The organism is Variovorax paradoxus, assembly GCA_016806145.1.
In the GTDB taxonomy this organism is placed as follows: Bacteria; Pseudomonadota; Gammaproteobacteria; order Burkholderiales; family Burkholderiaceae_C; genus Variovorax.
In genome coordinates, this window is the sequence record CP063166.1 from 440,257 (window position 1) to 466,803 (window position 26,547).

A 26,547-nucleotide genomic window follows, 5' to 3' on the forward strand; every position below is an offset into this window, starting at 1 on the left:
GACCATGGACGACCAAGCCACTTCCTCTTTCCACACGGACACCCACACCCATGCCCACGTGGCCGACAACGGCGAACCCGTCGGCGCCAACCGCACGCTGCGCGAGCCCGTATCCGCCGACGGCACGCCCGAACTCGGCAAGCGCTACGAAGTGCCCGCGCGCAACGGCCGCGCCGTGCGGCTCGCCAAGGGCCAGGTGATCCGCGTCGTCAACACGCACGGCAGCCAGGTGTGCGACTTCTGGGCCTTCAAGGCCGACGACCTCAGCGAGTTCATGTCGATGGAGCATGCGCGCGCGGTCATCGACCGCATCATGCCCAAGGCCGGCGATCCGCTCGCCACCAACCGCCGCCGTCCCATCATGACGCTCGTGGCCGACACCTCGCCCGGCGTGCACGACACGCTCATGGCCGCCTGCGACGCCTACCGCTACCAGAACCTCGGCGTGACCGAGTACCACGACAACTGCGCCGACAACATGCGCATGGCGCTCAAGGCCATCGGCCTGCGCGCGCGCGAGGTGCCGCAGCCGCTCAACCTGTGGATGAACATCCCGGTGGGCGCGGGCGGCGGCGTAGACTGGCTGCCGCCCGTCTCCAAGGCCGGCGACCATGTGGATCTGCGCGCCGAGATGGACTGCGTGGTCGTCATGTCGGCCTGCCCGCAGGACATCGTTCCCATCAACGACAACCGCCCGGTCGAAGTGCACTTCACCGTGCTGGCGGATGCCTGAGCTTCCCGGCGCGCCGCCGGCCCACTGACGACTCGACGCCATGCGCACTGCCAAGAAGACCACCGCCGTTCCCGCTGCCGCTGCCGCCTCGCCGGCACCGGTGGAGGCCGACCCGGACCTCGCGCTGTCGGCGCTGGGCCCGCGGCTCAAGCATGCGCGCATGGTGCGAAGTCTCACGCTGAAGGCGCTCGCCGATGCCGCCGGCTGTTCCGAAAGCCTGCTGTCGCGCGTGGAGCGCGGCCAGGTCATGCCCTCGCTGGCCAACCTGCACCGCCTCGCGCGTGCGCTCGACACCAACGTCGCCGAGCTCACGGCCTCGTTCGCGCCGCCCATGTCGCCGGTGACGCGCGCCTCCGAACGCCCCGTGATCGAGTTCACCGGCCTGCGCGGCAAGAAGCGCGGCGTGAAGCTCGAGCGCGTGATCGTGCCGATCCGCGGCCAGCTGCTGCAGGCCGACATCCACGTGCTCGAGCCCAAGGCCGAGAGCCTGGAGCAGATCGCGCACGTCGGCGAGGAGATGGGCTACGTGATCGAGGGCGAGTTCGAGCTGCGCCTGGGCGACGAGGTCTACCGGCTGTCGGCCGGCGACTCCTTCTATTTCTCCAGCGACGTGCCGCACAGCTACCGCAATCCCGGCAAGACCCAGACCCGGGTGCTGTGGACCAACACCCCGGCCACGTTCTGAACCCGTTCCCGCCATGCACACAGACACCGCCATGCAGACGCTGCCGCGCTACAGCGGCATCCCGACCTTCATGCGCGTGCCCTTCGCGCAGCGCCTCGAGGACTTCGACATCGCCCTGGCCGGCGTGCCCTTCGACGGCGGCGTGACGGCGCGTCCCGGCGCGCGCTACGGTCCGCGCGAGATCCGCAACATGTCGTCGATGACGCGCGCCATCCACCACGTCACCGGCTTCAATCCCTTCGAGGCCTGCCGCGTGGCCGACGTGGGCGACGTGCCGTTCACCGACGTGTTCCACCTCGAGCGTTCGCACGAGGACATCCGCCGCTTCTTCGAGCCCTTGTTCGCGGCCGGCAAGACGGTGCTGGCCGCGGGCGGCGACCACTCGATCACCTTCCCGGTGTTCCAGGCGATGCAGCCGCGCCGGCCGCTCGGCATGGTGCACATCGATGCGCACACCGACACCTGGGACGACTTCCTCGGTTCCAAGTTCAGCCATGGCTCGCCGTTCCGCCGCGCGGTCGAGGCCGGGCTGCTCGATCCGAAGCGCACCATCCAGATCGGCATCCGCGGCGCACAGAATTCCGACCAGGGCTGGCGCTATTCGCTCGACAGCGGCATGCGCGTGGTCTTCATCGAGGAGTTCGAGGCCAGGGGCGTCGAGGCGATCGTGCAGGAGGCGCGGCGCATCGTCGGCGACGGGCCCACCTACCTGTCGCTCGACGTCGATGGCCTGGACCCGGTGTTCGCGCCGGGCACCGGCACGCCCGAGATCGGCGGCATGACCACGCGCGAGACGCTGGGCCTGCTGCGCGGCCTCGACGGGCTGGACTTCGTGGGCGGGGACGTGGTCGAGGTGTCGCCGCCCTACGACCCCTCGGGCAGCACGGCGCTGCTCGGTGCCACGCTGATGTACGAGATCCTCTGCCTGCTGGCGCGCAGCGTGGCCTCGAGGCGCTGAGGCAGGGGTTCGGGTGCCCTCGCGGGCAGGCCCCGAACCCGATCGACCACGGGTCGATCAGCCGAAGTTCTTCTCGGCGAAGTCCCAGTTGACCAGCTTGGCCAGGAAGGTCTCGACGAACTTGGGACGCAGGTTGCGGTAGTCGATGTAGTAGGCGTGTTCCCAGACGTCGACCGTCAAGAGCGCCGTGTCGGCGGTCGTCAGCGGCGTGCCGGCGGCGCCGGTGTTCACGATGTCCACGCTGCCGTCGGGCTTCTTCACCAGCCAGGTCCAGCCCGAGCCGAAGTTGCCCACGGCCGACTTCACGAAGGCTTCCTTGAAGGCGTCGAAGCTGCCCCACTTGGCATCGATGGCCTTGGCCAACGCGCCGCTGGGAGCGCCGCCGCCTTGCGGCTTCATGCAGTTCCAGAAGAAGGTGTGGTTCCAGATCTGGGCGGCGTTGTTGTAGATGCCGCCGCTGGACTTCTTGACGATCTCTTCGAGCGTGAGCGACTCGAACTCGGTGCCCTTCTGCAGGTTGTTGAGGTTCACCACATAGGCGTTGTGGTGCTTGCCGTAGTGGTACTCGAGGGTCTCCTTCGAGTACTCGGGTGCCAGCGCGTCGAGGGCGTACGGCAGGGGAGGCAGGGTGTGTTCCATCGTGGGGTCCTTCTGGTTGATAAAAACAAAATGAAGCGGGCCGGGCGCTCAGCCGGCGCCCTTGCCCGTCTTGGGAACGACGCGGTACGCGCAGCGCCGCGCGCCCGCGAGCACGTGCTCGACGCGGCTCACGGCGACGTCGGGTCCGAGCACTTCGTCGAAGAGCTGCAGCTCGCTGCGGCAAAAGCCCGTGCAGGCGCGCGCCGCGGTGCAGATCGGGCAGTGGTTCTCGATGAAGAGGAAGCCCTCGCCCTCGTCGTCGGCGCGGTACTCGGCCATGTAGCCCTCGCGGCTGCGCACCTCGGCCAGTCGCTCCAGCCGCGCCGCGATGCCGCGCGCGCCGCGCAGGGCCTCGCGGTAGCTGGCGCGCATGGCCTCCTCGCGCGCGCCGATCAGCTGGTCCATGCCCTTCTCGCCGAACACCTGGATCACGGCGCTGATCATCTGCACCGTCATCTCGGCATGCGTGTCGGGAAAGCGCGCGTGGCCCTGCGCCGTGAGCCGCCAGATCTGCGTCGGCCGGCCACGCCCGGCGCTGCGGCTCTCGGCGTCGACCAGGCCCTCGGCCTGCAGCTTGGCCATCTGCTGGCGCACCGCCTCCACCGTGACCTGCAGCACCTTGGCGATGTCGGGAATGCCGAGCGCGCCGCGGGTCTTGAGCGTCGAGAGGATGCGGTCGGCCGGCTGGTGCGGGGTCCAGGCGGGCTTGGCGTCGGCGGTGTCGTTGGCGGACATGGCGCGGTCTTCGTGGGGAGCGGAACGTAAAGGCGGCAACCCGTGCATTGTCAGGTGCTTGGGGCGTCCTTCGCGGAAACGCCCGAAAGCCCCTGGGCATCGGGCGCCTGCCATCCGCCGCCCACGGCCTTGTAGAGCGCGACCAGGCTGGTGTACGAGGCGGTCTCGGCCTCGGCCACCGCATCCTGCGCGCGCAGCAGCGTGCGCTGCGCATCGAGCACCGACAGATAGGGCGCGGCGCCTTCGCGGTAGCGCACCTCGGCCAGCTCGGCCGCGCGCGCGCTCTGTTCCGAGGCCAGCACCAAGCTTTGCAGCCGCTGCTGGTTCTGGCCGTAGCCGGTGAGCGCGTTCTCCACGTCCTCGATGGCGCGCAGCACGGTCTGCTCGTAGGCCGCGCGTTCGCCCTGTGCGCGGGCCTGCGCGCCGCGCAGTTGCGCGCGCACCGAGCCCAGCCGCAGCGCGGGCCAGCTCAGGCCCGGCGTGAGGCTGAAGGCGCGGCTCGAGCCGCTGCCCAGGTCCGAGCCGCGCAGCGCGACGAAGCCGAGGAAGCCGCCGATGTCGAGCCGCGGATACAGCGCGGCCGTGGCCGCGCCCACGTCGGCCGTGCTCGCGGCCAGGCCGCGCTCGGCGCGCCGCACGTCGGGCCGGCGGCGCAGCAGGTCGCCGAGGTCGCCCACCGGCAGCCGCTTGGCCAGCACCTGCAGCGGCCGCGGCGCGAGCATCGGCTCGAGCTCGGCCGGCTGCAGCGCCGCGAGCACCGCCACGCGGTGCGCGGCCTGGCGGCCCGCGGTCTCGAACAGCGGCAGCTGGCTCTCGGTGCTCGCGAGGTTGGCGCGCGCGCTCGCGAGGTCGCCCGCGAGGCCGCGGCCGATGCCGACCTGGGCCTCGGTCACGCGCAGGCTGTCGCGCAGGCTCTGCAGCGTGCGCTGCGTCACCGCGAGCCGCTGCTCGGCGCCGCGCATCTCGTAGTAGTTGCGCGCGAGCTCGGCCACCACCACGATGCGCGCCTGCTCGAGGTCGGCGGCCTGCGCCTCGGCGCGCGCGCTGGCTGCTTCGTCGAGCCGGCGCAGGCGGCCGAACAGGTCGATCTCCCAGCCGGCGTCGAAGCCCAGGCGGCTGCTCTCGGCGAGCGTGCGCGCCTCGGCCGGCACGCCGTTGCCCTGCGCGATGCTTCGGGTCTTGCTAGCACCCACCGTCACGGTGGGCCAGCGGTCGAGCTCGGCCTCGTCCTGCACGGCGCGCGCTTCGAGCAGCCGCGCCTGCGCGATGCGGATGTCGTGGTTGGCGGCCAGCGCGCGCTCGATCAGCGCATCGAGTTGCGCGTCCTCGAGCTGGCGCCACCAGTCGCGCTGCACCGCGTCGGGCGCGAACAGGTGGCGCTCGGGCGCGGCGATCGCCACCGGCGAGGTCTCGGGCGCCGCGTAGCGCGGGCCGACCGCGCAGCCGGCCAGCAGCAGCGCCGTGGCCAGCGTCGACAGGGAAAGGGTCAAGGCCTTCATGGTCGTTCTCCGGTGCGTCATGCGTGGCCGCCCGCCGTGGCCGGCGCGGCGGGGCCGTCCTCCAGCGCCTCGAGCTCGGCCGCGCGCTTCGACTGCCCCGCGGCGCGGTGGTCACGCGCCAGCAGCGTGTACATCGTGGGCAGCACGAACAGCGTGAACAGCGTGCCCACCAGCATGCCGACCACGATCACCAGCCCGATGCTGAAGCGGCTGTTGGCACCGGCACCGCTCGCGAACAGCAGCGGCACCAAGCCGACCACCATCGCGGCCGTGGTCATCAGGATCGGCCGCAGGCGGATGCGCGCGGCCTCCTCGATCGAGGCGCGGCGGTCGAGGCCCTTGCGCGTCTGGATCTCGTTGGCGAACTCCACCATCAGGATGCCGTGCTTGCTGATCAGCCCGATCAGCGTCACCAGCCCGATCTGGGTGTAGATGTTGATGGTCGCGAAGCCCAGCGCCAGCGGCACCAGCGCGCCGCAGATCGACATCGGCACGCTGACCAGGATGATCAGCGGGTCGCGCAGGCTCTCGTACTGCGCGGCCAGCACCAGGTAGATCACGACGATCGCGAACACGAAGGCCAGCACCAGCGCCGAGCCCTCCTGCGTGAACTGGCGCGCGTCGGACTGCCAGTCGTAGCTGAAGCCGGCCGGCAGCTTCTTCGCCTCGGCGCTCAGGAAGGCCACCGCGTCGCCCATGGTCACGCCGGGCATCGGAATGGCCTGGAAGGTGGCGGCATTGAGCTGGTTGAACTGCGTGAGCTTGTTCGGGCCCACGCTGGTCGACAGCTGAACCAGGTTGGCCAGCGGCACCGGCTGGCCGCTCGCGCTCTTCACGAAGTAGCGCGACAGCGCCTCGGCCGTCAGCCGCTGCTCGCGCGGCGTCTGCGGGATCACGTCGTAGGAGCGGCCGTCCATGCCGAAGCGGTTGACGTAGTTCTCGCCCACCAGCACGGCCAGCGTGTCGCCGATGGCCTTCATGGTCACGCCCAGGCTGTTGGCCTTGGCGCGGTCCACGCGCACCTCGACCACCGGGTTGTTGAACTCGAGGTCGCTGTCGACCACGGCGAACTTGCCGCTCTCGCGCGCCGCCTTCTTGAGCGCCTCCATGGCCTCGAACACGCTGCGGTGGTCGCCCGGGCTGCGGATCACCATCTGCACCGGCAGCCCGCCGGTGGAGCCCGGCAGCGAGGGCAGCTGGAAGGCGAAGATGTTGCTGCCTTCCACCGCGCCCATGCTGCCCTGCACCTCGTGCTGGATCTGGTCGGCGTTGCGCTGGCGGTCCTTCCAGTCCGACAGCTGCACGCCGCCGATCGAGTTCGACACGCCGTCGGAGCCGTTGATCAGCCAGCGGCCGGTGTTCTCGGGCAGCGCGGCGAACACGTCGTCCCACTTCTTGCCGAACTTCTCGACGTAGTCGATGTTGGCATGCTGCGGCGACTTGATCGCGGTCAGCACCATGGCCTGGTCCTCGCCGGGCGCGAGCTCGCGCTGCGCGGCGTTGTAGAGGAAGGGCAGGCTCGCCAGCACCACCGCGGCCAGCGCGCCCGTCACCCAGCGGTGGCGCAGCGACACGTCGAGCACGCGGCCGTAGCCGGTGGCCAGGCGGTGGAAGAAGCCCTCGGCCAGCCGCGCCATGCGCGTGCCGGTGGCGTCCTGCGGCAGCAGGAAGGAGCTCATCACCGGCGACAGCGTGAGCGCGATCACGCCCGACACCACCACCGCGCCCGCGAGCGTGAAGGCGAATTCCTTGAACAGCGAACCGGTGAGCCCGCCCATCAGGCCGATGGGCGCATAGACCGCGGCCAGCGTGAGCGTCATCGCGATCACCGGGCCGGCCACCTCGCGCGCGCCGATCAGCGCGGCCTGCACGCGCGACTTGCCTTCCTCGATGTGGCGGTGCACGTTCTCCACCACCACGATCGCGTCGTCCACCACCAGCCCGATCGCCAGCACCATCGCCAGCAGCGTGAGCAGGTTGATCGAGAAGCCGAATACCAGCATCAGCGCCGCGGCGCCCAGCATCGACAGCGGAATGGTCACCACCGGGATCAGCACCGCGCGCACCGAGCCCAGGCACAGGAAGATCACCAGCACCACGATCACCACGGCTTCGAGCAGCGTCTGGCGCACCTCGTCGATCGAGGCCTCGATGAAGCGCGCGAGCTCGAACGGCAGCTGCACCTCCACGCCCGCGGGCAGGTTCTGCTTGATGCCGGGCAGCAGTTCGCGGATGCGCTTCACGATCACCAGCGGGTTGCCGTTGGGCGCGGCCTGCAGGCCGAGGTAGATGGCCTTGTCGCCGTCCATCATCGCGCTGACGTCGGCGCTCGCCGCGCCCAGCTCGACCGTGGCCACGTCGCCCAGGCGCACCAGCGCATCGCCGTCGCGCTTGATCACCATGTCGCGGAACTCGGCCACGTTCACCAGGTCGGTGTTGACGCGGATGTTCGACACCACGTACAGGCCCTTGACCTGCCCGGGCGCCGCCTGCACGTTGTTCTGGCGCAGCGCGTCGGCCAGCTCGCCGGCCGAGATGCCGCGCGCGGCCATGCGGTTGGCGTCGAGCCACACGCGCATCGCCAGCGTCTGGCCGCCCGAGACCTCCACGCCCGACACGCCCTCGATCGACGCGAACTGCGGCTGCACCACGCGCGAGAGGTAGTCGGTGAGCGCGGGCACGCCCATGGTCTTGCTCGAGAAGCCCACGTAGGCCACCGCCGTGGCCTCGCCCGATGACTTGAGGATCACCGGGTCGAAGGCTTCCTGCGGCAGCCGGTACTTGACCTGGCTCACCTGCGCCATCGCCTGCGTGAGCGCCTGGTTGGCGTCGGCGTTGAGCTTCATGCGCACGGTGATCACGCTGCGGCCCAGCGTGGACGAGGACGACAGGTAGTCGACGTTCTCGATCGTGGCCACCGCCTGCGCGATCGGTTGCGTCACGAATCCCTGCATCAGCTCGGGCGAGGCGCCCGGGTACTGGGTGGTGATGGTCAGCGTGGTGCTCTCGGTCAGCGGGTACTGGCGCACCGGCAGCGAGCCGAGGGCGCGCGCACCCAGCAGCAGGATCAGCGTGCTCACCACCAGCGCCAGCACGGGCCGGCGCACGAACAGGTCGGTGAACCTCATGACTTGCGCTCCTGCGCGGCCAGCGTGTCCTTGTCCATCGGCTGCACCGCGGCGCCGCCGTACAGGCGCAGCTGGCCCGAGGTCACGACGCGCTCGCCGGCCTGGAGGCCCTTCTCGATCACCACCTGGCCGTCCTGCCGGTCGCCGGCCGTCACGAACAGCTGCTGCACCACGAAGCCCTCGCCCTTGTCGGCCGGGCGCACCACGTAGACCGAGTCGCCGTGCGTGCTGTAGGTGAGGGCGGTCTCCGGCACGGTGATGGCGTCGGCGCGCGTCGGCAGCGCCACGCGCGCGCTCACGTACATGCCGGGCGCGAGCGCGCCGTCGGCGTTGTCGATCGCGGCCTGCAGCCGCACGGTGCGCGTGTCGCTGCCGATCTGCGGCTCGATCGCGCTGAGCCGCGCCTGGAAGGCGCGGCCGGGCCAGGCGTCGACGTTGAGCAGCACCTGCTGGTTGCGCTGTAGCGCAGGCAAGGCGGCCTCGGGCAGGGTGATGGTCGCGAGCAAGGTGCGGGCGTCGGTCAGCGAGACCAGCGCGTCGCCGGCCCGCACGAACTGCCCGAGGTTGACCTTGCGCAGGCCCAGCCGGCCGTCGAAGGGCGCCACGATGCGCTTCTGGGCGATCTGCGCCTGCAGCCGCCGCAGCTCGCCGCTGGCCTGGTCGTAGCCGGCCTGCGCCTGGTCGAGCTGCTCCTGCGTGGCGGCCTGTTGCGGCAGCAGCCGGCGCGTGCGCTCGAGCAGCGCCCTGGCATTGGCGCGCTGCGCCTGCAGCCGTTCGAGGTCGCCCTGCTCGGGCGCGTCGTTGAGCTGCACCAGCAGCTGGCCCGCGCGCACCTCGGCACCCGCGGTGAAGAGGATCTTCGCGATCCGCCCCTCCGCCTCCGCCGGCACCTCGACCTGCCGGTTCGCTTCGAGCGTGCCGATGCCGCCGAGGAAGCGCGGCAGTTCGGTCTGCCGCGCGACGGCCACCGCCACCTGCGCCGGCGGCATGCCGCCACCGCCGCCGTCGGCCGCCTTCGATGTGGCCACGAGGCCGTAGCCGGCCCCTCCCACCACCACTGCCGCGAGGCCGGCGCCGAGCCAGGCCCTTGATCGTGCGTTCATGATCTTACCGTTATTAATCAAAGAAAGTGCTTGGATTATTGGCGGGCTCGCGCGGGCCTGTCGAATAAAGGAAAGCAATGCCCCCGATGAAGGCGGGCTATCCGGGTCGTGTCGTGCATGAGGGAATCTCCGAAAGTCGAGCGGCACATGCCGCTGCTTCGAAGACGGGCCACGGGGGCGGTTTGTGACGCGCGCGGCGCGCGCGATTCACCGGCGCGGCGGCCGTGCATTGCGCGCGGAGCCGGGGGCCGATGTACATTGCGGCCTGCTCAAGAATCTTTCAGCATGGCCACCAAGTCCCGAAAAAAGCCCGCGGCCGTCACCGAGGACGAGGTCTTCGACATCGCTGCCGAGCTGTTCCGGGCCATGGCCGCGCCCATGCGGCTGAAGATCGTCAGCCTGCTGTGCAACGGCGAGAAGAACGTGAGCGAGCTGCTGGCCGAGATCGACACCACGCAGCCCAACATGTCGCAGCACCTCAACACCCTCTACCAGGCGGGCGTGCTCGCGCGGCGCCGCGAGGGCGTGAGCATCTACTACAGCATCGCGAACGAGACCGTGGTGGCGCTGTGCCGCAGCATCTGCGTGCAGATCGCCATCGAGCAGGCCTGAGGCCCGTGCCGGGCCGCCGCCCTCAGGGCTTCAGGTAGACGTAGCCTTCCTGCGCCTGCAGCCGTGCCACCTCGGCCACGCCCGAGGGCACCACCTTCGCTTCCATCAGCAGCCGGCCCGCGTCGATGTTGCGTGTGCTCAGCGTGTTGTTGCAGACGTCGAACACCACGCCGCGCGCGGCCAGCGCGCTCACCGGGCCGCTGAACTCGCGGCCCTTGCTGTCCTTCGCGTCGCTCAGGAGGAAGTCGATGCCGGGGCCGTGCGTGACCACCACGATCTTCGCCTTCGGGTCGGCGTTGAGGTGGTTCGTGATGTTGGCGAGGATGGCCGCGCTGGTCTCGACGCCGGTGTTGACGTGATAGACCGCCTTGACCACCTGCTGCGCGCCGGCGAACGAAGCCGCGATGGCGAGAAGGAACGCGATGAATGCCTGTCTCATTGGGAAACCCTCGGTTGTTGTTGTAGCCCTCAAAATATCATCTTCTACTTATATTTACAGCCGGGCAAGTCCGGAGTCGCGCGGCGATGCATCGCGCGACGATGAAAAAAAGAGAGAGACGCCACGATGTTCCCGCTCCTTCTTCGCGCGCCTCTTCGCGCGCTTCTTCGCGCGCTGTGGCCGCTGGCCTTCGGCCTCTTCATGGCGAGCGCGCTCGCCGCGCCCGACATCGCGCCGCGCGCCGTCGCACCCGATGTCTACTACGTGCAGGGCGTGCCGGCGTTGGGTTCGGCCGAGAACCAGAACTTCATCTCGAACGCGGGCTTCGTCGTCACGCGCGACAGCGTGGTGCTGATCGATGCGCTCGGCTCGCCCGCCGCGGCCGAGCGGCTGGTGCGGGAGATCCGCCGCATCACGCCCAAGCCGATCAGCCATGTGATCCTCACGCACTACCACGCCGACCACATCTACGGCCTGCAGGTGTTCAAGGCGCTGGGCGCGCAGGTGATCGCGCATGCGCTGGCCAAGAGCTACCTGTACTCCGATGCGGCGCGGCTGCGCCTGGAGGCCTCGCGCAAGGACCTCGCGCCGTGGATCGACGAGAGCACGCGGTTGGTGCCGGCCGATGTCTGGCTCGAGGGCCGCACCGAGATGACCATCGGCGGCACGCGCTTCGTGATCCAGCCCGCGGGCCCGGCCCACACGCCCGAGGACCTCGCGATCTACCTGCCGCAACAGCAGGTGCTGTTCTCGGGCGACGTGGTGTTCCGCAACCGCATTCCCTACGTGGGCACGGCCGACAGCCGTCACTGGATCGCGGCGCTCGATGCGCTGCTCGCGCTCGATGCGCGCACCATCGTGCCGGGCCACGGGCCGGCCTCCTCCGATCCGAAGCAGGACCTGCAGCTCACGCGCGACTACCTCGTGTTCCTGCGCGAGGCCATGCGCAAGGCCGCGGCCGACATGACGCCCTTCGACGAGGCCTATGCGGCCACCGACTGGTCGCGCTACGAGGCCATGCCGCTGTTCAAGGCCGCGAACCGCATGAATGCCTACAACACCTACCTGCTGATGGAGCAGGAGACACGATGAACGCGCGTGGCCCGACGCGACGCCTGGCCCTCGCGGGCATCGCGCTGTCGTGCGCCTGGCCCGTGGCGCATGCGGCCGAATCCGCGTTGCCCGCGCCGGACTCGCTCGCCGATGCGCTCGCCGCCGCGCTCGCGCGTTCGCAGCCGCTGGTCGTGATGGCCAGCCTGCGCGGCTGTCCCTTCTGCCGCATCGTGCGCGAGCACTACCTGATGCCCGAGCTGGCGACGGGCCTGCCCGTGGTGCAGATCGACCTGCGCGACCGCCGCATGGTGCGCGACTTCGACGGCGCGCCGCGCACGCACGAGGCCATGCTCGCGGCCTGGGGCATCGCGGTCGCGCCCACGCTGCTGTTCTTCGGCCGCGGCGCGCGCGAGGTCGCCGAGCGGCTCGCGGGCGGGGCCTCGGATTTCTATGGCGCCTACCTCGAGCAGCGGTTGAATCAGGCCCGCGCGGCCGTGCGCGCATGAGGCCACGGCTTCGTTATGCATTTGCATGACGAGCGGGTTTCCCCCAGGCACGAAGCCCTTCCCATCGACGCCCGGACTCCTAAAATCAATACATAACGATTTACTTATTTAACGATGAAACTGGCAGCTTCGATGCGAGTTTCGAGGAGACGAAATTGAAGTTGTTGCCGTCGCTCGCGGTCGCCGCCGCATTGCTGATCTGCGTCCAGGCGCATGCGAGCAAGGAGCTGGCCCAGAAGAACGCCTGCCTCGCCTGCCACGCGACCGACAAGAAGCTCGTGGGCCCCGCCTACCAGGACGTCGCGAAGAAGTACGCGGGCCAGTCCGATGCGCTGGCCGTGCTCACCGCGAGCATCCAGAAGGGCAGCAGCGGCAAGTGGGGCCCGGTGCCGATGCCGGGCCAGCCCGCGCTGAGCGAGGCCGACGCCAAGTCGCTGGCCGCGTGGGTGCTGGGCGGCGCCAAGTAGGCGGTTGCGAAGGCCTGCGATGAGCAACATCCAGCAGCCCGGCCAGGTGCGCAAGGCGCCCGAGAACTTCGTCGACGCGCAGGGCGTGCGCACCGTGTTCTCGGAAGCGCGCAAGGGCCGGCGCGATTTCATCCGCGGCGCCTTCGCGGCCGCCGTCGCGGGCGGCGCGGCGGCTTCGGCACTCGCGCAGTCCGATGGCGATCCCGCGATCCTCCAGCTGCCCGCGCACAGCACCGGCCTCGGCCAGCCCGTGGTCACCGACGGCTACGGCAAGCCCTCGAAGTACGAGGGCAACGTGCAGCGCCGCCAGAGCCCCGGCCTCACGCCGACCGCGCAGGCCTCGGTCTCGTTCGCGCCGCTGCAGTCGCTGTTCGGCATCGTCACGCCCAGCGGCCTGCACTTCGAGCGCCATCACCAGGGCTGGTGGGACATCGACCCGTCGAAGCACCGCCTGATGATCAACGGCCTCGTGAAGGCCGCGAAGGTCTTCACGCTCGACGAGCTGATGCGGCTGCCCTCGGTCTCGCGCTTCCACTTCATCGAATGCGGCGCCAACACCGGCATGGAATGGGGCAACGTCGCCGTGCCCACCGCGCAGTACACGCACGGCATGCTGTCGTGCAGCGAGTTCACGGGCGTGCCGCTGATCACGCTGCTCGAGATGGCCGGCGCCGACCTCAAGGGCGAGCGCTTCGTGTTGGCCGAGGGCGCGGACGGCTCCTCGATGACGCGCACCATCCCGATGAGCCTGGTGCGCTCGGGCGAGGTGTTGGTGGCCTACGGCCAGAACGGCGAGATGCTGCGGCCCGAGCAGGGCTATCCGCTGCGGCTGGTGGTGCCGGGCGTGCAGGGCGTGAGCTGGGTCAAGTACCTGCGCCGCATCGAGCTTGGCGACATGCCCTACGGCACCAAGGACGAGACGGTGCACTACGTCGACCTGATGCCCGACGGCCAGCATCGCCAGTACACCAGCGTGCAGGAATGCAAGAGCGTGGTGACCACGCCCTCGGGCGGGCAGACGCTGCTGGACAAGGGCTTCTACAACATCACCGGCCTGGCCTGGTCGGGGCGCGGCAAGGTGAAGCGCGTCGACGTCAGCGTGGACGGCGGGCGCAACTGGCGCAGCGCGCGGCTCGAGTCGCCGGTGCTCTCGAAGTGCCTCACGCGCTTCAACATCGACTGGGCGTGGGACGGTTCGCCCGCGATCATCCAGAGCCGCGCGATGGACGACACCGGCTACGTGCAGCCCGGCTACCGCCAGCTGCGCGCGGTGCGCGGCACGCGCTCGATCTATCACAACAACGCGATCCAGTCCTGGCAGGTGCAGGCGAACGGGGAGGTGGCGAATGTCCAGCTCGGCTAGCCGCATCGTGCTGCGCGCGCTGCTGGCGCTCGCGGGCTGCGGCGTCTGCATCGCCGCCTGGGCGCAGCCGAAGGCCGCCTACCCGGGCATCGGGCGCGACGCCACGCCGAAGGAAGTGGCGGCCTGGGACATCGACGTGCGCCCCGACTTCAAGGGCCTGCCCCAGGGCTCGGGCTCGGTCGCGCGTGGCCAGGACATCTGGGAGGGCAAGTGCGCCTCGTGCCACGGCGTGTTCGGCGAATCGAACCAGGTGTTCAGCCCCATCGTCGGCGGCACCACGGCCGAGGACATCAAGACCGGCCATGTCGCGCGGCTCAAGGACCCGGCCTTCCCGGGCCGCACCACGCTGATGAAGGTGGCGAGCCTCTCGACCGTCTGGGACTACGTCTACCGCGCCATGCCGTGGAACCAGCCCAAGTCGCTGACGCCCGACGACGTGTTCGCCGTCACCGCCTACATGCTGAACCTCGGCGGCATCGTGCCCGACGACTTCACGCTGTCGGACCGCAACATCCGCGAGGTGCAGGCGCGCATGCCGAACCGCAACGGCACCACCACCGCGCACGCGATGTGGCCCGGCAACGAGTTCGGCCGCGCGGTGAAACCCGACGTGGCGGCGGTCGCCTGCATGCGCGACTGCGTGCCGGCCACGCAGACCGTGTCGCAGCTGCCGCCGCATGCGCGCGGCAGCCACGGCAACCTCGCCGAGCAGAACCGGCTGGTGGGCCCGCAGCGCGGCATCGACACCGCGCCGGCCACGAAGACCGGCGCCCCCGCCGCGGCGGCACCGGCCTCGAAGGCCCCGCTCGCCGTGCTCGAGAAGAACAGTTGCGTCGCCTGCCACGGCATGACGCAGAAGCTCGTCGGCCCCGCCTTCTCCGACATCGCGAAGAAATACCCGGGCCAGGTCGACCACCTGCTCGAGAAGATCAAGAGCGGCGGCAGCGGCGTATGGGGTGCGATCCCGATGCCGCCGCAGACCATCGGCGACGACGATGCCAGGGCCGTGGCGCGCTGGCTCGCCGAAAGCGCCGGGCCATGACATTGCAACGGCGCACCCGGCCCACCATCGATTCGACAGGAGACAAGCCATGAAGAACCGCAGACAGATCCTCCAGCAGTCCGCCGCGCTCGCGGGCCTCGCCGCCACCGGCGCCTGGCTGCCGGCCAGCGCGCTGGCCTATACCAAGGAAGCCTTCGAGGCCAAGAGCGTGGCCGATGCGCTCAAGGCCATCGGCGCGGGCACGCCCACCGAGAGCAAGGAGGTCACGATCACCGGCCCCGACATCGCCGAGAACGGCGCCGTGGTGCCGCTCAGTGTCGCGACCTCGCTGGCCGGCGTGAAGCAGCTGATGCTGCTGGTCGAGAAGAACCCGAACGCGGTGGTCGCGATCTTCAACACCTCGGAGTTCGTCGAGGCGAACTTCACCACGCGCGCCAAGCTGGGCCAGTCCTCCGACGTGTACGCGATCGCCGTCATGAACGACGGCAAGGCGCTGTTCGCGAAGAAGGAAGTCAAGGTCACGCTGGGCGGCTGCGGCGGCTGACGCCGGCACCAGTCCCCCCACGAAGAAACAACGAGAGAAGGAGACCCACCATGGCAGATCCCATGCGCATCCGCGCCCAGGCCGCGGGCGACAAGACGACCGTTCGCATCCTGATGGCGCACGAGATGGAAACCGGCCAGCGCAAGGACGCCGCGGGCAAGACCATCCCGGCCTGGTTCATCCAGGAGGTCACGGCCTCGCTCAACGGCAAGACCGTGCTCACGGCCGACTGGGGCCCCGCGGTCTCGAAGAATCCGTTCATGCAGTTCACGCTCAAGGGCGCGAAGGCGGGCGACAAGATCTCGGTGACCTGGAAGGACAACCGCGGCGACACCCGCACCGACGAAGCCACCGTCAGCTAGGCGGTCGCCATGCGCAAGATCCCACTTTCGTGCCTGCTGCTGCTGGCGGGCAGCCTGTCGCTGCACGCCGCCGCGCAGAAGACCACCGCCGAAGGCATCGCCGAGTACCGCGCGCTGCTGCAGGACGGCAACCCGGCCGAGCTGTTCGAGGCCAAGGGCGAGGACCTCTGGAAGCAGAAGCGCGGGCCCAAGGGCGCCTCGCTCGAGAAGTGCGACCTCGGCAAGGGCCCGGGCGTGGTCAAGGGCGCGTTCGCCGAGCTGCCGCGCCACTTCGCCGACACCGGCCGCGTGCAGGACATGGAGTCGCGCCTGTTGACCTGCATGCAGACCCTGCAGGGCTTCGATGCCGCCGAGATCGCGAAGACGCCGTTCGGCAGCGGCGAGCAGAAGAACCTCGAGGCGCTGGTGGCGTGGATCTCGGCCGAGTCGAAGGGCATGGCGCTGAACCTGCCGCAGTCGCATGCGAGCGAGCGCCGCGCCTACGAGGTGGGCAAGCGCCTGTTCTTCCTGCGCGCCGGCCCGCACGACTTCGCCTGCGCCACCTGCCACGGCGCCGACGACAAGCGCATCCGGCTGCAGGACCTGCCGAACCTCACGAAGAGCCCCGGCGCCGGCGACGGCTTCGGTGCCTGGCCGGCCTACCGCGTGTCCTCGGGCGAGCTCTGGGGCATGCAGCGGCGGCTCAACGACTGCTTCCGCCAGCAGCGCTTTCCCTACCCGGGCTATGCCAGCGACGTGACCATCGCGCTGGCCGTGTACATGGGCGTCAACGGCAAGGGCGTGAAGACCACGGCCCCGGCCATCAAGCGCTGAAGGAACGCGACATGAATGCCGACCACATCCTGGGCGCCGTCGCGGTCGCCTGCGCGCTGGCCCTGTTCGGCTGCGCGAGCGCCGACAGCGCGGCCGACATCGACCGCTACACGGCCGAGGCCCTCAAGAGTTCGTTCCGCGACCAGGGCATCGCCAAGGTCGACCGCCTCGTGCAGGACCCGGCCAACCGCGCCTGCAGCGAGGCCGACGCCAGCGGCAAGCCGCTCGACGAGAAGACCGCCAGGGACATCGAGGCGGCCAACATGAAGACCATCCGCTGGCCCGCCGACGGCCGGTTCGTCGGCGACTGGCGCGAGGGCGAGAAGATCGCGCAGAACGGGCGCGGCCTGACCTGGACCGATGCGGCCGCCTCCGCCAAGGGCCCGGCCAACGGCGGCAACTGCTACAACTGCCACCAGATGTCGAAGGAGGAGATCTCCTTCGGCACCCTCGGCCCGAGCCTCTACCAGTACGGCAAGCTGCGCGGCGTGAGCGACCCCGCGGCCGCGGCCTCGAAGCCGATCGTCGACTACACCTGGGGCAAGCTCTGGAACGCGCGCGCCTACAACGCCTGCTCGAACATGCCGCGCGTCGGCCATTCGGGCATCCTCGACGAAGCGCAGATCCGCGACGTGATGGGGCTGCTGCTCGATCCGCAGTCGCCGGTCAACCGATAGACGCAGAGGGCCCACCGCTTCCATGAACCTTTCCAAGCGCGAGTTCCTGCAACTGCTGGGCGCCGGCAGCGTGGCCGGCCTGGGCCTGGGGCGCCACGACGGCGCCAGTGCGGCCGGTGCCGTCGATGCGATGTACGCGCTGCCGCGCTTCGGCAACGTGTCGCTGCTGCACATGACCGACTGCCATGCGCAGCTCAAGCCGCTGTACTTCCGCGAACCGAGCGTGAACATCGGCCTGGGCAGCATGCGCGGCAAGGTGCCGCACCTGGTCGGCGAGCAGCTGCTCAAGGCCGCGGGCGTGGCGCCCGGCACGCGCGTGGCGCATGCGCTCACGCACCTCGACTTCGACCGTGCGGCGCAGCGCTACGGCAAGGTCGGCGGCTTCGCGCACCTCGCCACCCTGGTGAAGCAGCTCAAGGCCAACCGGCCCGGTGCGCTGCTGCTCGACGGCGGCGACACCTGGCAGGGCTCGGCCACCTCGCTGTGGACCCAGGCGCAGGACATGGTCGATGCCTGCAAGCTGCTCGGCGTCGACGTGATGACAGGCCACTGGGAGTTCACCTACGGCATGGAGCGCGTGAAGGAGATCATCGACAAGGACTTCGCGGGCCGCGTCGAGTTCGTCGCGCAGAACGTCAAGACCGCCGACTTCGGCGATCCGGTCTTCAAGCCCTACGTCATGCGCGAGATCAACGGCGTGCCCTGCGCCATCGTGGGCCAGGCCTTTCCCTACACGCCGATCGCCAACCCGCGCTACATGGTGGCCGACTGGACCTTCGGCATCCAGGACGACAACCTGCAGCGCGTCGTGGACGAAGCGCGCGCCAAGGGCGCGCAGGTGGTGGTCGTGCTCTCGCACAACGGCATGGACGTGGACCTCAAGATGGCCAGCCGCGTGCGCGGCGTCGACGCCATCCTCGGCGGCCACACGCACGACGGCACGCCCATGCCCACGCTGGTGAGCAACGCCGGCGGAAAGACCATCGTGGTCAACGGCGGCTCCAACGGCAAGTTCCTCGGCGTGCTCGATTTCGAGGTCAAGGGCAAGAAGGTCAGCGACTTCCGCTATCGCCTGCTGCCGGTGTTCTCCGACCTGATCCCGGCCGACCGCGAGATGGACGCGCTGATCACGCGCATCCGCGCGCCCTACGAAGCGAAGCTGTCCGAAACCCTGGCCCACACCGACGGCACGCTGTACCGGCGCGGCAACTTCAACGGCACCGGCGACCAGCTGCTGCTCGACGCGCTGATGGAGGTGCAGGACGCGCCGATCGCCTTCTCGCCGGGCTTCCGCTGGGGCACCTCGCTGCTGCCGGGCCAGCCCATCACGCGCGAATGGCTGATGGACATGACCGCCACCACCTACTCGTACGCCACCGTCACGCCGATGAGCGGCGAGATGCTCAAGACCGTGCTCGAGGACGTCTGCGACAACCTGTTCAACCCCGACCCCTACTACCAGCAGGGCGGCGACATGGTGCGCGTGGGCGGCCTGCAGTACGCCTGCGATCCCACGGCCGCGATGGGCCAGCGCATCCAGGACATGCGCCTGGACGGCAAGCCCATCGAGGCCGGCCGCACCTACAAGGTGGCGGGCTGGGCGCCGGTCAGCGAGGAGGCGCGCAGCGCCGGCAACAAGCCGGTGTGGGAGGTGATCGAGCCCTGGCTGAAGTCGCGCAAGGTGGTGGCCGCGCGCGCGCCCGAGGCGCCGGTGCTGAAGAACGTCGTGCCCAATCCGGGGCTGGCCTGACGGCCGCCGGCGGGCGCGTGGCCGCGCGCCGCGCTCCCTAGAATCGCCGCATGTCTGTCGAACAGGTCTCCCTCCTCACCTCGTTCGCGCTCGCGGCGGCCTTCGCGCTCTCGGCCGTGTTCGGCGCCGTCGCGCGCGCCACGCGCTTCTGCACCATGGGCGCCATCAGCGACGTGGTCAACCTCGGCGACTGGACGCGCGTGCGGCAATGGGCCGCGGCCGGCGGCGTCGCGCTGATCGGTTTCTCGGCGCTGGTGTTCGCGGGCTGGGTCGATGCCGACCGCACGCTCTATGCATCGAACCGCATCCTCTGGCTCTCGGCGCTGGTCGGCGGCCTGCTGTTCGGCTTCGGCATGGTGCTGGCCTCGGGCTGCGGCAACAAGACGCTGGTGCGCGTCGGCGGCGGCAGCCTCAAGGCGCTGGTCGTGCTGCTGGTGATGGGCATCGCGGCCTTCGCCACGCTCAAGGGCATCACCGCCGTGCTGCGCGTGGCCACCGTCGACGCGGTGCACCTGGAGCTGGCCGTCAATGCCTCGCTGCCCGAGGTGCTGGCCGGCGCGCTGCGCATACAGGCCGCGCCGCTGCGGCTCGCGATCGGCCTGGTCGCGGGTGGCGCGCTGATCGCCTGGGCCGCCTGGGGCCGGCGCGATGCGCGCAGCCTCGCGGGCGGGCTCGCCATCGGCGCGCTGGTGGTGGCCGCCTGGTGGCTCAGCGGCCACTGGGCCGTGGTCGAGGAGCATCCGCTCACGCTCGAGCACGTGTTCCTCGCCACCAACTCCGGCCGCGCCGAGGCGCTGAGCTTCGTCACGCCCGTGGCCTATGCGCTCGACTGGCTGATGTTCTACAGCGACGCCAACAAGCTGCTGACCCTGGGCATCGCCTCGGTAGCCGGCGTGATCGTGGGGGCCGCCGCGCAGGCGCTGTGGACGCGCGAGTTCCGCTGGGAAGGCTTCGCCGGCAGCGGCGACCTCGCGCACCACCTGGGCGGCGCCGTGCTGATGGGCATCGGCGGCGTCACCGCCATGGGCTGCACCATCGGCCAGGGCCTGAGCGCGCTCTCCACGCTGAGCCTCGCAAGCCTGCCGGCGATCGCCGGCATCGTCGCGGGCGCGGTGGCGAGCCTCAAGTACCAGGCCTGGCAGCTGCAGCGCGATCTTTGATCGCGTCGGGTGCGCCATGCTTGACCCGGCCCCTGCGGCCACCTCGATAAAGACGGCATCGCAGCAACACCGAGGTGATTCCGTGACCCCTTCTTCCCGTTTCCTGAACCCGGCCGAGGCCGCGCGCCGGCTCGGCGTGTCCGCCAAGGCCCTGCGGCTGTACGAGCAGCGCGGCCTGCTGGTGCCGGCGCGCACCGCAGCCGGCTGGCGTTCCTATGGTCCCGCCGAGATGGCGCGTGCCGCCGAGATCGTCGCGCTGCGCGCGCTGGGCCTGAGCCTCGCGCAGATGGCGCGCGTGCTCCAGGGCGATGCGCAAGGCCTGGCACCGGCGCTGGCCGCGCACCAGGCAGCGCTCGAAGCCAAGGCGCGAGAGCTCGATGCCACGCTGGACAGGGTGCGCGGCCTGCGCGACGAACTCGCGCGCGGACGCCTGCCCGCGCCCGGCGAACTCGCGCGTCTGCTGCAGCCCGCCGGTCGACTCGCGCTCGAGTTCGAACTGCCCTGGCCCTGGGGCGGCGAGCGCTTCGCGCTCAACGACATCCGGCCCATCAACCACATCGTCGGCCCGCTGGGCAGCGGCAAGACGCGGCTTGCGCTGCGCATCGCCGAGCGGCTGCCGGGCGCGGTCTTCCTGCCGCTCGACCGCGCCGAGGGCGATGCCACCGCCACGCGGTTGCGCGAGGACGCCGGCCTGCGATCGCGCGTCGATGCCGCGCTGGCCTGGCTCGTGGAGGACGGTGCGACCGGATCCGAGGCCCTGACCGCGCTGCTGGCCGGCTTCGAAGCCGAAGGCCCCGCCGCCCTCGTCGTCGACATGGTGGAGCAGGGCCTCGACCACGCGACCCAGGAAGCGCTGATCGCCCACCTGCGCCGCCGCGGCGCCGAGGCGCGGCCGCTGTTCCTGCTCACGCGCTCGAGCGCCTTCCTCGATCTCGCGGCGGTCGGCGCGCACGAGTCGATCCTGCTGTGCCCGGCCAACCACAGCCCGCCGACCTATGTCGCGCCGTTCGAAGGCGCACCCGGCTACGAGGCTGTTGCCACCTGCCTCGCGACACCCGAGGTGCGCGCGCGCACGCAGGGCGTGATCGCGTGGCGGCCGAAGGTGGTGGATTCGGCTGACTGACGCCGGGCCGCCGGCGTGTTCCACTGTCGGCAGTTGTTCCCAATGCTTCCATGAACCCGACGCAGATCGATCAATTCAGGACCCACGGCTGTCTCCACCTCGAAGGCTTCCACCCGAAGCCCCGCATGGCTCCGCTGCGCCAGAAGCTGCGCGACGAACTCAAGCGCCTGGCCGGCGCCAAGGGCGGGATGAGCGCGGTGCAGCGCCTGCCGCTGTTCCAGCAGATCGGCAAGCTCTCGGCGCTGGTGAATGTCCCGGGCCTGCATGAAGCCCTGGTCACGCCGGCGCTGCTCGATCTCGTTGGCCAGCTCGGCGGCCTCGCGTCGCCGCCCGCGGCGGGCCCGCAAGGCACGCAGCTGTTGCTGTCGCCGCCGCAGCAAGGCGACTGGAGCCTGCAGGGCCTGAACTGGCATGTGGACCTCGCGGCCCGGCCTCAGGACCCGCTACCCGGCGTGCAGGCCTTCTTCCTGATCGACGACCTGGCGCCCCATGGCGGCGCCACGCTCGCGCTCGCGGGCTCGCACCGTATCGACACGCGGCGGCCGGCTTCGGATTCGCAACCCGCGCTGCGCGAGCTGCTCAAGGATCCGGTGGACCTGGAACGCCGCCTGGGCCAGCAGGGCGTGGCCATCGTCGAGATGTGCGGCCGCGCCGGCGACGTGTTCCTGATGGACATGCGCGTGCTGCACACGCCCTCGGTCAACGCAACGAAGCAGCCGCGGATGATGGCGACCGCGCGCTGCATCTTCCAGCGCTGACGCGCCAGCGGGAGACGCCGAGGCGTCACGGCCGCGCGCACGGCCACGCGAAAATCCCCGCATGGACACCGAAAAATTCCCGAGCGCGCTGATGCACACCATCGGCTTTTCGCAGCTGCTGCACAGCGATGCCGAGGCCGGCGCCGCGCGCGTGCGCTTCATCGCGCGGCCCGAGTTCGCGCACAGCGAGGGCACGGTGGTGCAAGGGGGCCTGGTCACCGCATGGCTCGATTGCGCGATGGCCTTCGCGGTGAACGCGAAGGACGCCGCGGCCAGCCTCGCGAGCCTCGAGCTCAAGATCTCGTTCCTCGACCGGGCCGACGTCGCGACCTTCGAGGCCGAGGCGCGCATCCTGCGCTGGGGCCGCAGCGTGGTGTTCCTCGAAGCGGACCTGTGGTCGGTCGATGGCCGGCTGATCGCGCGCGCCTCGTCCACGGGCAAGCTGCTGCGGCGCGGCGGCTGAACGCCTGGACCGCGAAGGCGCTCCGGCGCGGGCGTTTTTACGCTTTCTTTACGGCCCGCCCCCGACTCTTTCCCCCGTTTTGACACGCATCTGCCGAGACTGCGATCCGTCTTCTTGATGGATCGCAGGAGTGATGCATGGACATCGTCGTGATGAGCGCCTTGCTGGCGCTGTGGGTCGTGGTGGCCGCCGCGGTGCTCGGGCTGAACCGGCTCGATGACGGAGCGCGCCATGGCCACTGACTGGCTCCATGCGCTGCTCGCGCTGGCGGCGCTGTTCGTGCCGCTGGGCTTCGCCTGGCTGGTGCTGTCGCGCACCGCGCGGCGCCACGAGCATCGCGCGCGGCGCAGGGACGGTTCCGCGCGGTGAATCGATGCGCTAACCTGCGCTTTGCATGAGCGACCTGTCCCGCCCCGACCCCGACGCGCTGCTCGCCCAGCTGCGCAGCGACGAGGCACGTGCGCGGCGCGGCAAGCTGCGCATCTACTTCGGCGCCAGCGCCGGCGTGGGCAAGACCTGGGCCATGCTGAGCGCCGCGCAGCGCGAGCGCAAGGCCGGGCGCGACCTGCTGATCGGCGTGGTCGAGACCCACGGCCGCGGCGAGACCGCCGCGCTGCTGGCGGGGCTCGATGCGCTGCCGCTGCGCGAGATCGCCTACCGCGGCCGCACGCTGGCCGAGTTCGACCTCGATGCCGCGCTGGCGCGCCGGCCCGCGGTGCTGCTGGTCGACGAGCTGGCCCACACCAACGCGCCCGGCTCGCGCCATGCCAAGCGCTGGCAGGACGTGCAGGAGCTGCTGGCCGCGGGCATCGAGGTCTGGTCGGCGCTCAACGTGCAGCATCTCGAGAGCCTCAACGGAACGGTTGGCGCGATCACCGGTGTGCGGGTGCACGAGACGGTGCCCGACTCGGTGCTCGACGAGGCCGACGAGGTGGTGCTGGTCGACGTCACGCCCGACGAGCTCACGGCGCGGCTCGCGGCCGGCAAGGTCTACCTGCCGCAGCAGGCCGAGCGCGCGGCGCAGAACTTCTTCCGCAAGGGCAACCTGATCGCTCTGCGCGAGATCGCACTGCGCCGCACCGCCGAGCACGTGGAGGACGACGTGCGCGGCTGGCGCATCGAGCAGTCGGGCCCGGGCGCCGGCGGCAACGGCAAGGGCACCGGCCTGCAGGCCTGGAACACCTCGGGCGCGATCCTCGCGTGCGTGGGTCCGCACGAGGGCGCGGCGCAGACGGTGCGCACCGCCGCGCGGCTCGCGGGCCAGCTCAACGTGCGCTGGCATGCGGTGTATGTCGAGACCCCGCGGCTGCAGCGGCTGGCCGCGGCCGAGCGCGACCGCATCCTCGCGGTGCTGAAGCTGGCCGAGGAACTGGGTGCTGCCACCGCGGTGCTCACCGGCTCCGACGTGGCCGAGCAGCTCGCCGAGCAGGCGCGCCGGCTCAACTGCGCGACGCTGGTGCTCGGGCGCGCCGAGGCCGCCATCGGCTGGCGCCGCCTGTGGCTGGCGGCGCAGGTGCCGCTGGCGCGCGCGCTCGCGCAGCTGGCGCCGGCGCTCGACATCCTCGAGGTGGGCCGCGCCGACAGCGCGCGCCGGCTGTCGCGCTCGCCGCTGGGCGTGGCGGGGGCGCGCATCGACAGCGACGACCACGAGAAGGCGCCGATCCACTGGCCCGGCTATGCCTGGGCCGCGGCCACCAGCGTGGCGCTCACGCTGCTGTGCACGCCGCTGACCGGGGTGCTCGAGCTGTCGAACATCGTGATGCTGTTCCTGCTCGGCGTGGTGGGCGTGGCGATGCGCTTCGGGCGCGGGCCCTCGGCACTGGCGGCGCTGCTCAACGTCGCGGCCTTCGACTATTTCTTCGTGCCGCCGCGGCTGTCGTTCGCGGTCAGCGACGTGCAGTACGTGCTGACCTTCGCGATCATGCTGGGCGTGGGCCTGCTGGTGGGCCAGCTCACGGCCGGGCTGCGCTTCGCGGCCGGCGTGTCGACCAGCCGCGAGCGCCGCGCGCGCTCGCTGTTCGAGCTCACGCGCGAACTCTCGGCCGCGCTCGAGAGCACGCAGGTGGTCACGCTCGGCGCGGCCGCGGTGCAGGGCCACTTCGGCGGCCATGCGCTGGTGCTGGTGACCGATGCCGCCGACCAGCTGGTGGCGCCGGCCGATCCGCCGCCGGGCTTCGACGCGCAGGTGGCCGACTGGGCCTTCCGCCACGGCCAGAGCGCGGGCCTCGCCACCGCCACGCTGGCCGCGCAGCCCTGGCATTACGTGCCGCTGCAGGCGCCGATGCGCGTGCGCGGCGTGCTCGCGCTCGAGCCGGCGCAGCCGCGCTGGCTGCTGATCCCCGAACAGGCGCAGCAGCTCGACACGCTGGCGCGGCAGATCGCGATCGCGCTCGAGCGCGTGCACTACGTGGAGGTGGCGCAGCAGGCGGTGGTCGAGATCGAATCGGAGCGGCTGCGCAACGCGCTGCTGGGCGCGATCTCGCACGACGTGCGCACGCCGCTGACCGCGCTGATCGCGCTGGCCGAATCGCTGCAGACGCTGCCGGCGGAAGAGCACGCCGAGGCGGCGCGCGCGATCGTCGCGCAGGCGCACGAGCTGCATGCGCTGGTCAACAACCTCCTCGACATGGCGCGGCTCGAGAGCGGCATCGCGGGCGGCGCGGTCAACCTGCGGCGCGACTGGCAGTCGGTCGAGGAGGTGGTGGGCTCGGCCATCCGCGCGGCGCGCACGGCGCTCGGCACCACCGTGGTCCAGACCGCACTCGATGCCGGGCTGCCGCTGGTCGAGTTCGACGCGGTGCTGATCGAGCGCGTGCTGGTGAACCTGCTCGAGAACGCCACCAAGTACGGCGCGCCGCCGATCGTGGTCGGCGCGCGCGCCGAGCCCGGCACGCTGGTGCTGAGCGTGCGCGACCACGGCCCGGGCCTGCCGGCGGCGCTGCTGGGCCACGAGCAGAAGCTGTTCGACAAGTTCACGCGCGGCGAGGTCGAGTCGGCCACGCCGGGCGTGGGGCTGGGCCTGGCGATCTGCAAGGCGGTGGTGAGCGCCCATGGCGGCGAGATCGTGGCCGCCAACGCGCGCGGCGGCGGTGCAGAATTCACGGTCACGCTCCCGCGCCGGGAGCCGCCCGAACCGGCCGAAGCCCCTCTCTGACCCAACCCATGCCAGTGCCCACCGCCATCGTGATCGAGGACGAGCCGCAGATCCGCCGCTTCGTGCGCGGCGCGCTCGAGGCCGAGGGCTGGGTGGTGCACGAGGCCGGCACGCTGCGCGAGGGCCTGGCCGCGGCCGGCACGCGCCAGCCCGACCTGCTGGTGCTCGACCTGGGCCTGCCCGACGGCGACGGCACCTCGCTGATCCGCGACGTGCGCGGCTGGTCGGCGGTGCCGATCATCGTGCTGTCGGCGCGCAGCGACGAGTCCGACAAGATCGCCGCGCTCGACGCCGGCGCCGACGACTACCTGACCAAGCCCTTCGGCACCGGCGAGCTGCTCGCACGCGTGCGCGCCAACCTGCGCCGCCCGCGCGCGGCCAGCAGCGAGGAGGCGCCCGAGGCGCTGTTCCGCTTCGGCGAGATCGAACTCGACCGCGCCGCGCGCATCGTGCGCCGCGCGGGCGCGGAGGTGCATCTCACGCCGACCGAGTACCGGCTGCTGTCGGTGCTGGCCTCGAACGCGGGACGCGTGCTGACGCAGCGCCAGTTGCTGCGCGAGGTCTGGGGACCGTCGCACACGGACCAGAGCCACTACCTGCGGATCTACATGGGGCACCTGCGGCAGAAGCTCGAGGACGATCCGGCGCAGCCGCGGCATCTGCTGACGGAAACTGCGGTGGGGTATCGGCTGGTCGTGTAGCTCTTTGTCGATGACGGGTGGGGGCGCGTGCACAGGACAGCGGGTACTTCCCTCCGCGAATGTCCCCCGCCTTCGGCTCCTCCTTTATTTCGCTGCGGGAAGCACCCGCTGCCCTGTGC

The 26,547-nt window shown here is 70.7% G+C and carries 27 protein-coding genes; 21 read left to right on the forward strand and 6 right to left on the reverse strand.

All coding sequences use genetic code 11. The annotated features are described in order from the left end of the window. Positions 1-4 precede the first annotated feature (4 nt). The 3 genes from INQ48_02065 to speB are packed head-to-tail and all read left to right on the forward strand — an operon-like array spanning position 5 to position 2,376. A complete protein-coding gene (locus INQ48_02065) occupies positions 5-733 on the forward strand; it encodes an urea carboxylase-associated family protein (protein QRF58078.1) in 729 nt (242 codons plus the stop codon). A gap of 40 nt (positions 734-773) precedes the next feature. Then, positions 774-1,418: a cupin domain-containing protein gene (locus INQ48_02070; protein ID QRF58079.1), complete on the forward strand. Its 645-nt coding sequence runs from the start codon at positions 774-776 to the stop codon at positions 1,416-1,418. 13 nt (positions 1,419-1,431) lie between these two features. Continuing rightward, on the forward strand, positions 1,432-2,376 hold the full coding sequence (speB, locus tag INQ48_02075; protein QRF58080.1) for an agmatinase: 945 nt from the start codon (positions 1,432-1,434) through the stop codon (positions 2,374-2,376). A gap of 57 nt (positions 2,377-2,433) precedes the next feature. On the opposite strand, the gene INQ48_02080 is transcribed toward speB, so the two are convergent. From INQ48_02080 to INQ48_02100, 5 genes are read right to left on the reverse strand one after another with little or no spacing between them, the layout of a single operon-like run. Then, positions 2,434-3,015, reverse strand: coding sequence for a superoxide dismutase [Fe] (locus tag INQ48_02080; protein ID QRF58081.1), 582 nt, complete (start codon positions 3,013-3,015; stop codon positions 2,434-2,436). A 48-nt stretch (positions 3,016-3,063) separates the two neighbouring features. Beyond that, positions 3,064-3,750: a transcriptional regulator gene (locus INQ48_02085; protein QRF58082.1), complete on the reverse strand. Its 687-nt coding sequence runs from the start codon at positions 3,748-3,750 to the stop codon at positions 3,064-3,066. A gap of 50 nt (positions 3,751-3,800) precedes the next feature. Further along, positions 3,801-5,249, reverse strand: coding sequence for an efflux transporter outer membrane subunit (locus INQ48_02090; protein ID QRF58083.1), 1,449 nt, complete (start codon positions 5,247-5,249; stop codon positions 3,801-3,803). 17 nt (positions 5,250-5,266) lie between these two features. Beyond that, positions 5,267-8,377 carry a MexW/MexI family multidrug efflux RND transporter permease subunit gene (gene mexI / locus INQ48_02095; protein QRF58084.1) on the reverse strand — a complete coding sequence of 1,037 codons (3,111 nt, stop codon included), beginning with the start codon at positions 8,375-8,377 and terminating at the stop codon, positions 5,267-5,269. Continuing rightward, positions 8,374-9,480 (reverse strand): efflux RND transporter periplasmic adaptor subunit, encoded by a 1,107-nt coding sequence (locus INQ48_02100; GenBank protein QRF58085.1) that lies wholly within the window; start codon positions 9,478-9,480, stop codon positions 8,374-8,376. Before INQ48_02100 ends, mexI begins: the two co-directional genes overlap by 4 nt. Before the next feature lie 285 nt (positions 9,481-9,765). Here INQ48_02100 and INQ48_02105 point away from each other — a divergent pair, with 285 nt between their 5' ends. Beyond that, positions 9,766-10,092 (forward strand): helix-turn-helix transcriptional regulator, encoded by a 327-nt coding sequence (locus INQ48_02105; protein QRF58086.1) that lies wholly within the window; start codon positions 9,766-9,768, stop codon positions 10,090-10,092. A 22-nt stretch (positions 10,093-10,114) separates the two neighbouring features. On the opposite strand, the gene INQ48_02110 is transcribed toward INQ48_02105, so the two are convergent. Then, complete coding sequence (locus INQ48_02110) at positions 10,115-10,531, reverse strand: DsrE family protein (GenBank protein QRF58087.1); 417 nt, start codon at positions 10,529-10,531, stop codon at positions 10,115-10,117. 126 nt (positions 10,532-10,657) lie between these two features. Between INQ48_02110 and INQ48_02115 the strand changes: the two genes are divergently transcribed. The 17 genes from INQ48_02115 (at position 10,658) to kdpE (ending at position 26,428) form a co-directional block, all read left to right on the forward strand. Then, the gene (locus INQ48_02115) at positions 10,658-11,623 is read left to right on the forward strand and encodes an MBL fold metallo-hydrolase (protein ID QRF58088.1); all 966 of its coding nucleotides are present in this window, start codon (positions 10,658-10,660) and stop codon (positions 11,621-11,623) included. After that, entirely contained in the window at positions 11,620-12,090 is a 471-nt protein-coding gene (locus INQ48_02120; GenBank protein QRF58089.1) for a hypothetical protein, read from the forward strand. Before INQ48_02115 ends, INQ48_02120 begins: the two co-directional genes overlap by 4 nt. Positions 12,091-12,245: 155 nt before the next feature. Beyond that, a complete protein-coding gene (locus INQ48_02125; protein ID QRF58090.1) occupies positions 12,246-12,557 on the forward strand; it encodes a c-type cytochrome in 312 nt (103 codons plus the stop codon). Positions 12,558-12,576: 19 nt separating this feature from the next. Continuing rightward, positions 12,577-13,920 (forward strand): sulfite dehydrogenase, encoded by a 1,344-nt coding sequence (soxC, locus tag INQ48_02130; GenBank protein ID QRF58091.1) that lies wholly within the window; start codon positions 12,577-12,579, stop codon positions 13,918-13,920. Next, positions 13,904-14,962, forward strand: a complete 1,059-nt coding sequence (locus INQ48_02135; GenBank protein QRF58092.1) for a c-type cytochrome — start codon at positions 13,904-13,906, stop codon at positions 14,960-14,962. The genes soxC and INQ48_02135 overlap by 17 nt, the downstream gene beginning before the upstream one ends. A 49-nt stretch (positions 14,963-15,011) precedes the next feature. Next, the gene (soxY, locus tag INQ48_02140; protein QRF58093.1) at positions 15,012-15,467 is read left to right on the forward strand and encodes a thiosulfate oxidation carrier protein SoxY; all 456 of its coding nucleotides are present in this window, start codon (positions 15,012-15,014) and stop codon (positions 15,465-15,467) included. Positions 15,468-15,517: 50 nt separating this feature from the next. Then, the gene (soxZ, locus tag INQ48_02145) at positions 15,518-15,829 is read left to right on the forward strand and encodes a thiosulfate oxidation carrier complex protein SoxZ (GenBank protein QRF58094.1); all 312 of its coding nucleotides are present in this window, start codon (positions 15,518-15,520) and stop codon (positions 15,827-15,829) included. 9 nt (positions 15,830-15,838) lie between these two features. Further along, positions 15,839-16,642 (forward strand): sulfur oxidation c-type cytochrome SoxA, encoded by an 804-nt coding sequence (soxA, locus tag INQ48_02150; GenBank protein ID QRF58095.1) that lies wholly within the window; start codon positions 15,839-15,841, stop codon positions 16,640-16,642. An 11-nt stretch (positions 16,643-16,653) separates the two neighbouring features. Continuing rightward, complete coding sequence (gene soxX, locus INQ48_02155) at positions 16,654-17,319, forward strand: sulfur oxidation c-type cytochrome SoxX (GenBank protein ID QRF58096.1); 666 nt, start codon at positions 16,654-16,656, stop codon at positions 17,317-17,319. A gap of 22 nt (positions 17,320-17,341) precedes the next feature. After that, entirely contained in the window at positions 17,342-19,069 is a 1,728-nt protein-coding gene (soxB, locus tag INQ48_02160) for a thiosulfohydrolase SoxB (protein QRF58097.1), read from the forward strand. A 50-nt stretch (positions 19,070-19,119) separates the two neighbouring features. Then, on the forward strand, positions 19,120-20,229 hold the full coding sequence (locus INQ48_02165) for a YeeE/YedE family protein (GenBank protein QRF58098.1): 1,110 nt from the start codon (positions 19,120-19,122) through the stop codon (positions 20,227-20,229). 16 nt (positions 20,230-20,245) lie between these two features. Then, on the forward strand, positions 20,246-21,352 hold the full coding sequence (locus tag INQ48_02170; GenBank protein ID QRF58099.1) for a MerR family transcriptional regulator: 1,107 nt from the start codon (positions 20,246-20,248) through the stop codon (positions 21,350-21,352). 50 nt (positions 21,353-21,402) lie between these two features. Next, a complete protein-coding gene (locus tag INQ48_02175) occupies positions 21,403-22,110 on the forward strand; it encodes a phytanoyl-CoA dioxygenase family protein (protein QRF58100.1) in 708 nt (235 codons plus the stop codon). A gap of 61 nt (positions 22,111-22,171) precedes the next feature. After that, the gene (locus INQ48_02180; protein QRF58101.1) at positions 22,172-22,573 is read left to right on the forward strand and encodes a PaaI family thioesterase; all 402 of its coding nucleotides are present in this window, start codon (positions 22,172-22,174) and stop codon (positions 22,571-22,573) included. Positions 22,574-22,804: 231 nt separating this feature from the next. Beyond that, positions 22,805-22,942, forward strand: coding sequence for a hypothetical protein (locus tag INQ48_02185; GenBank protein ID QRF58102.1), 138 nt, complete (start codon positions 22,805-22,807; stop codon positions 22,940-22,942). 25 nt (positions 22,943-22,967) lie between these two features. Then, complete coding sequence (locus tag INQ48_02190) at positions 22,968-25,727, forward strand: DUF4118 domain-containing protein (GenBank protein ID QRF58103.1); 2,760 nt, start codon at positions 22,968-22,970, stop codon at positions 25,725-25,727. An 8-nt stretch (positions 25,728-25,735) separates the two neighbouring features. Then, positions 25,736-26,428 (forward strand): two-component system response regulator KdpE, encoded by a 693-nt coding sequence (gene kdpE / locus INQ48_02195; GenBank protein ID QRF58104.1) that lies wholly within the window; start codon positions 25,736-25,738, stop codon positions 26,426-26,428. The last annotated feature ends 119 nt before the right edge of the window (positions 26,429-26,547 follow it).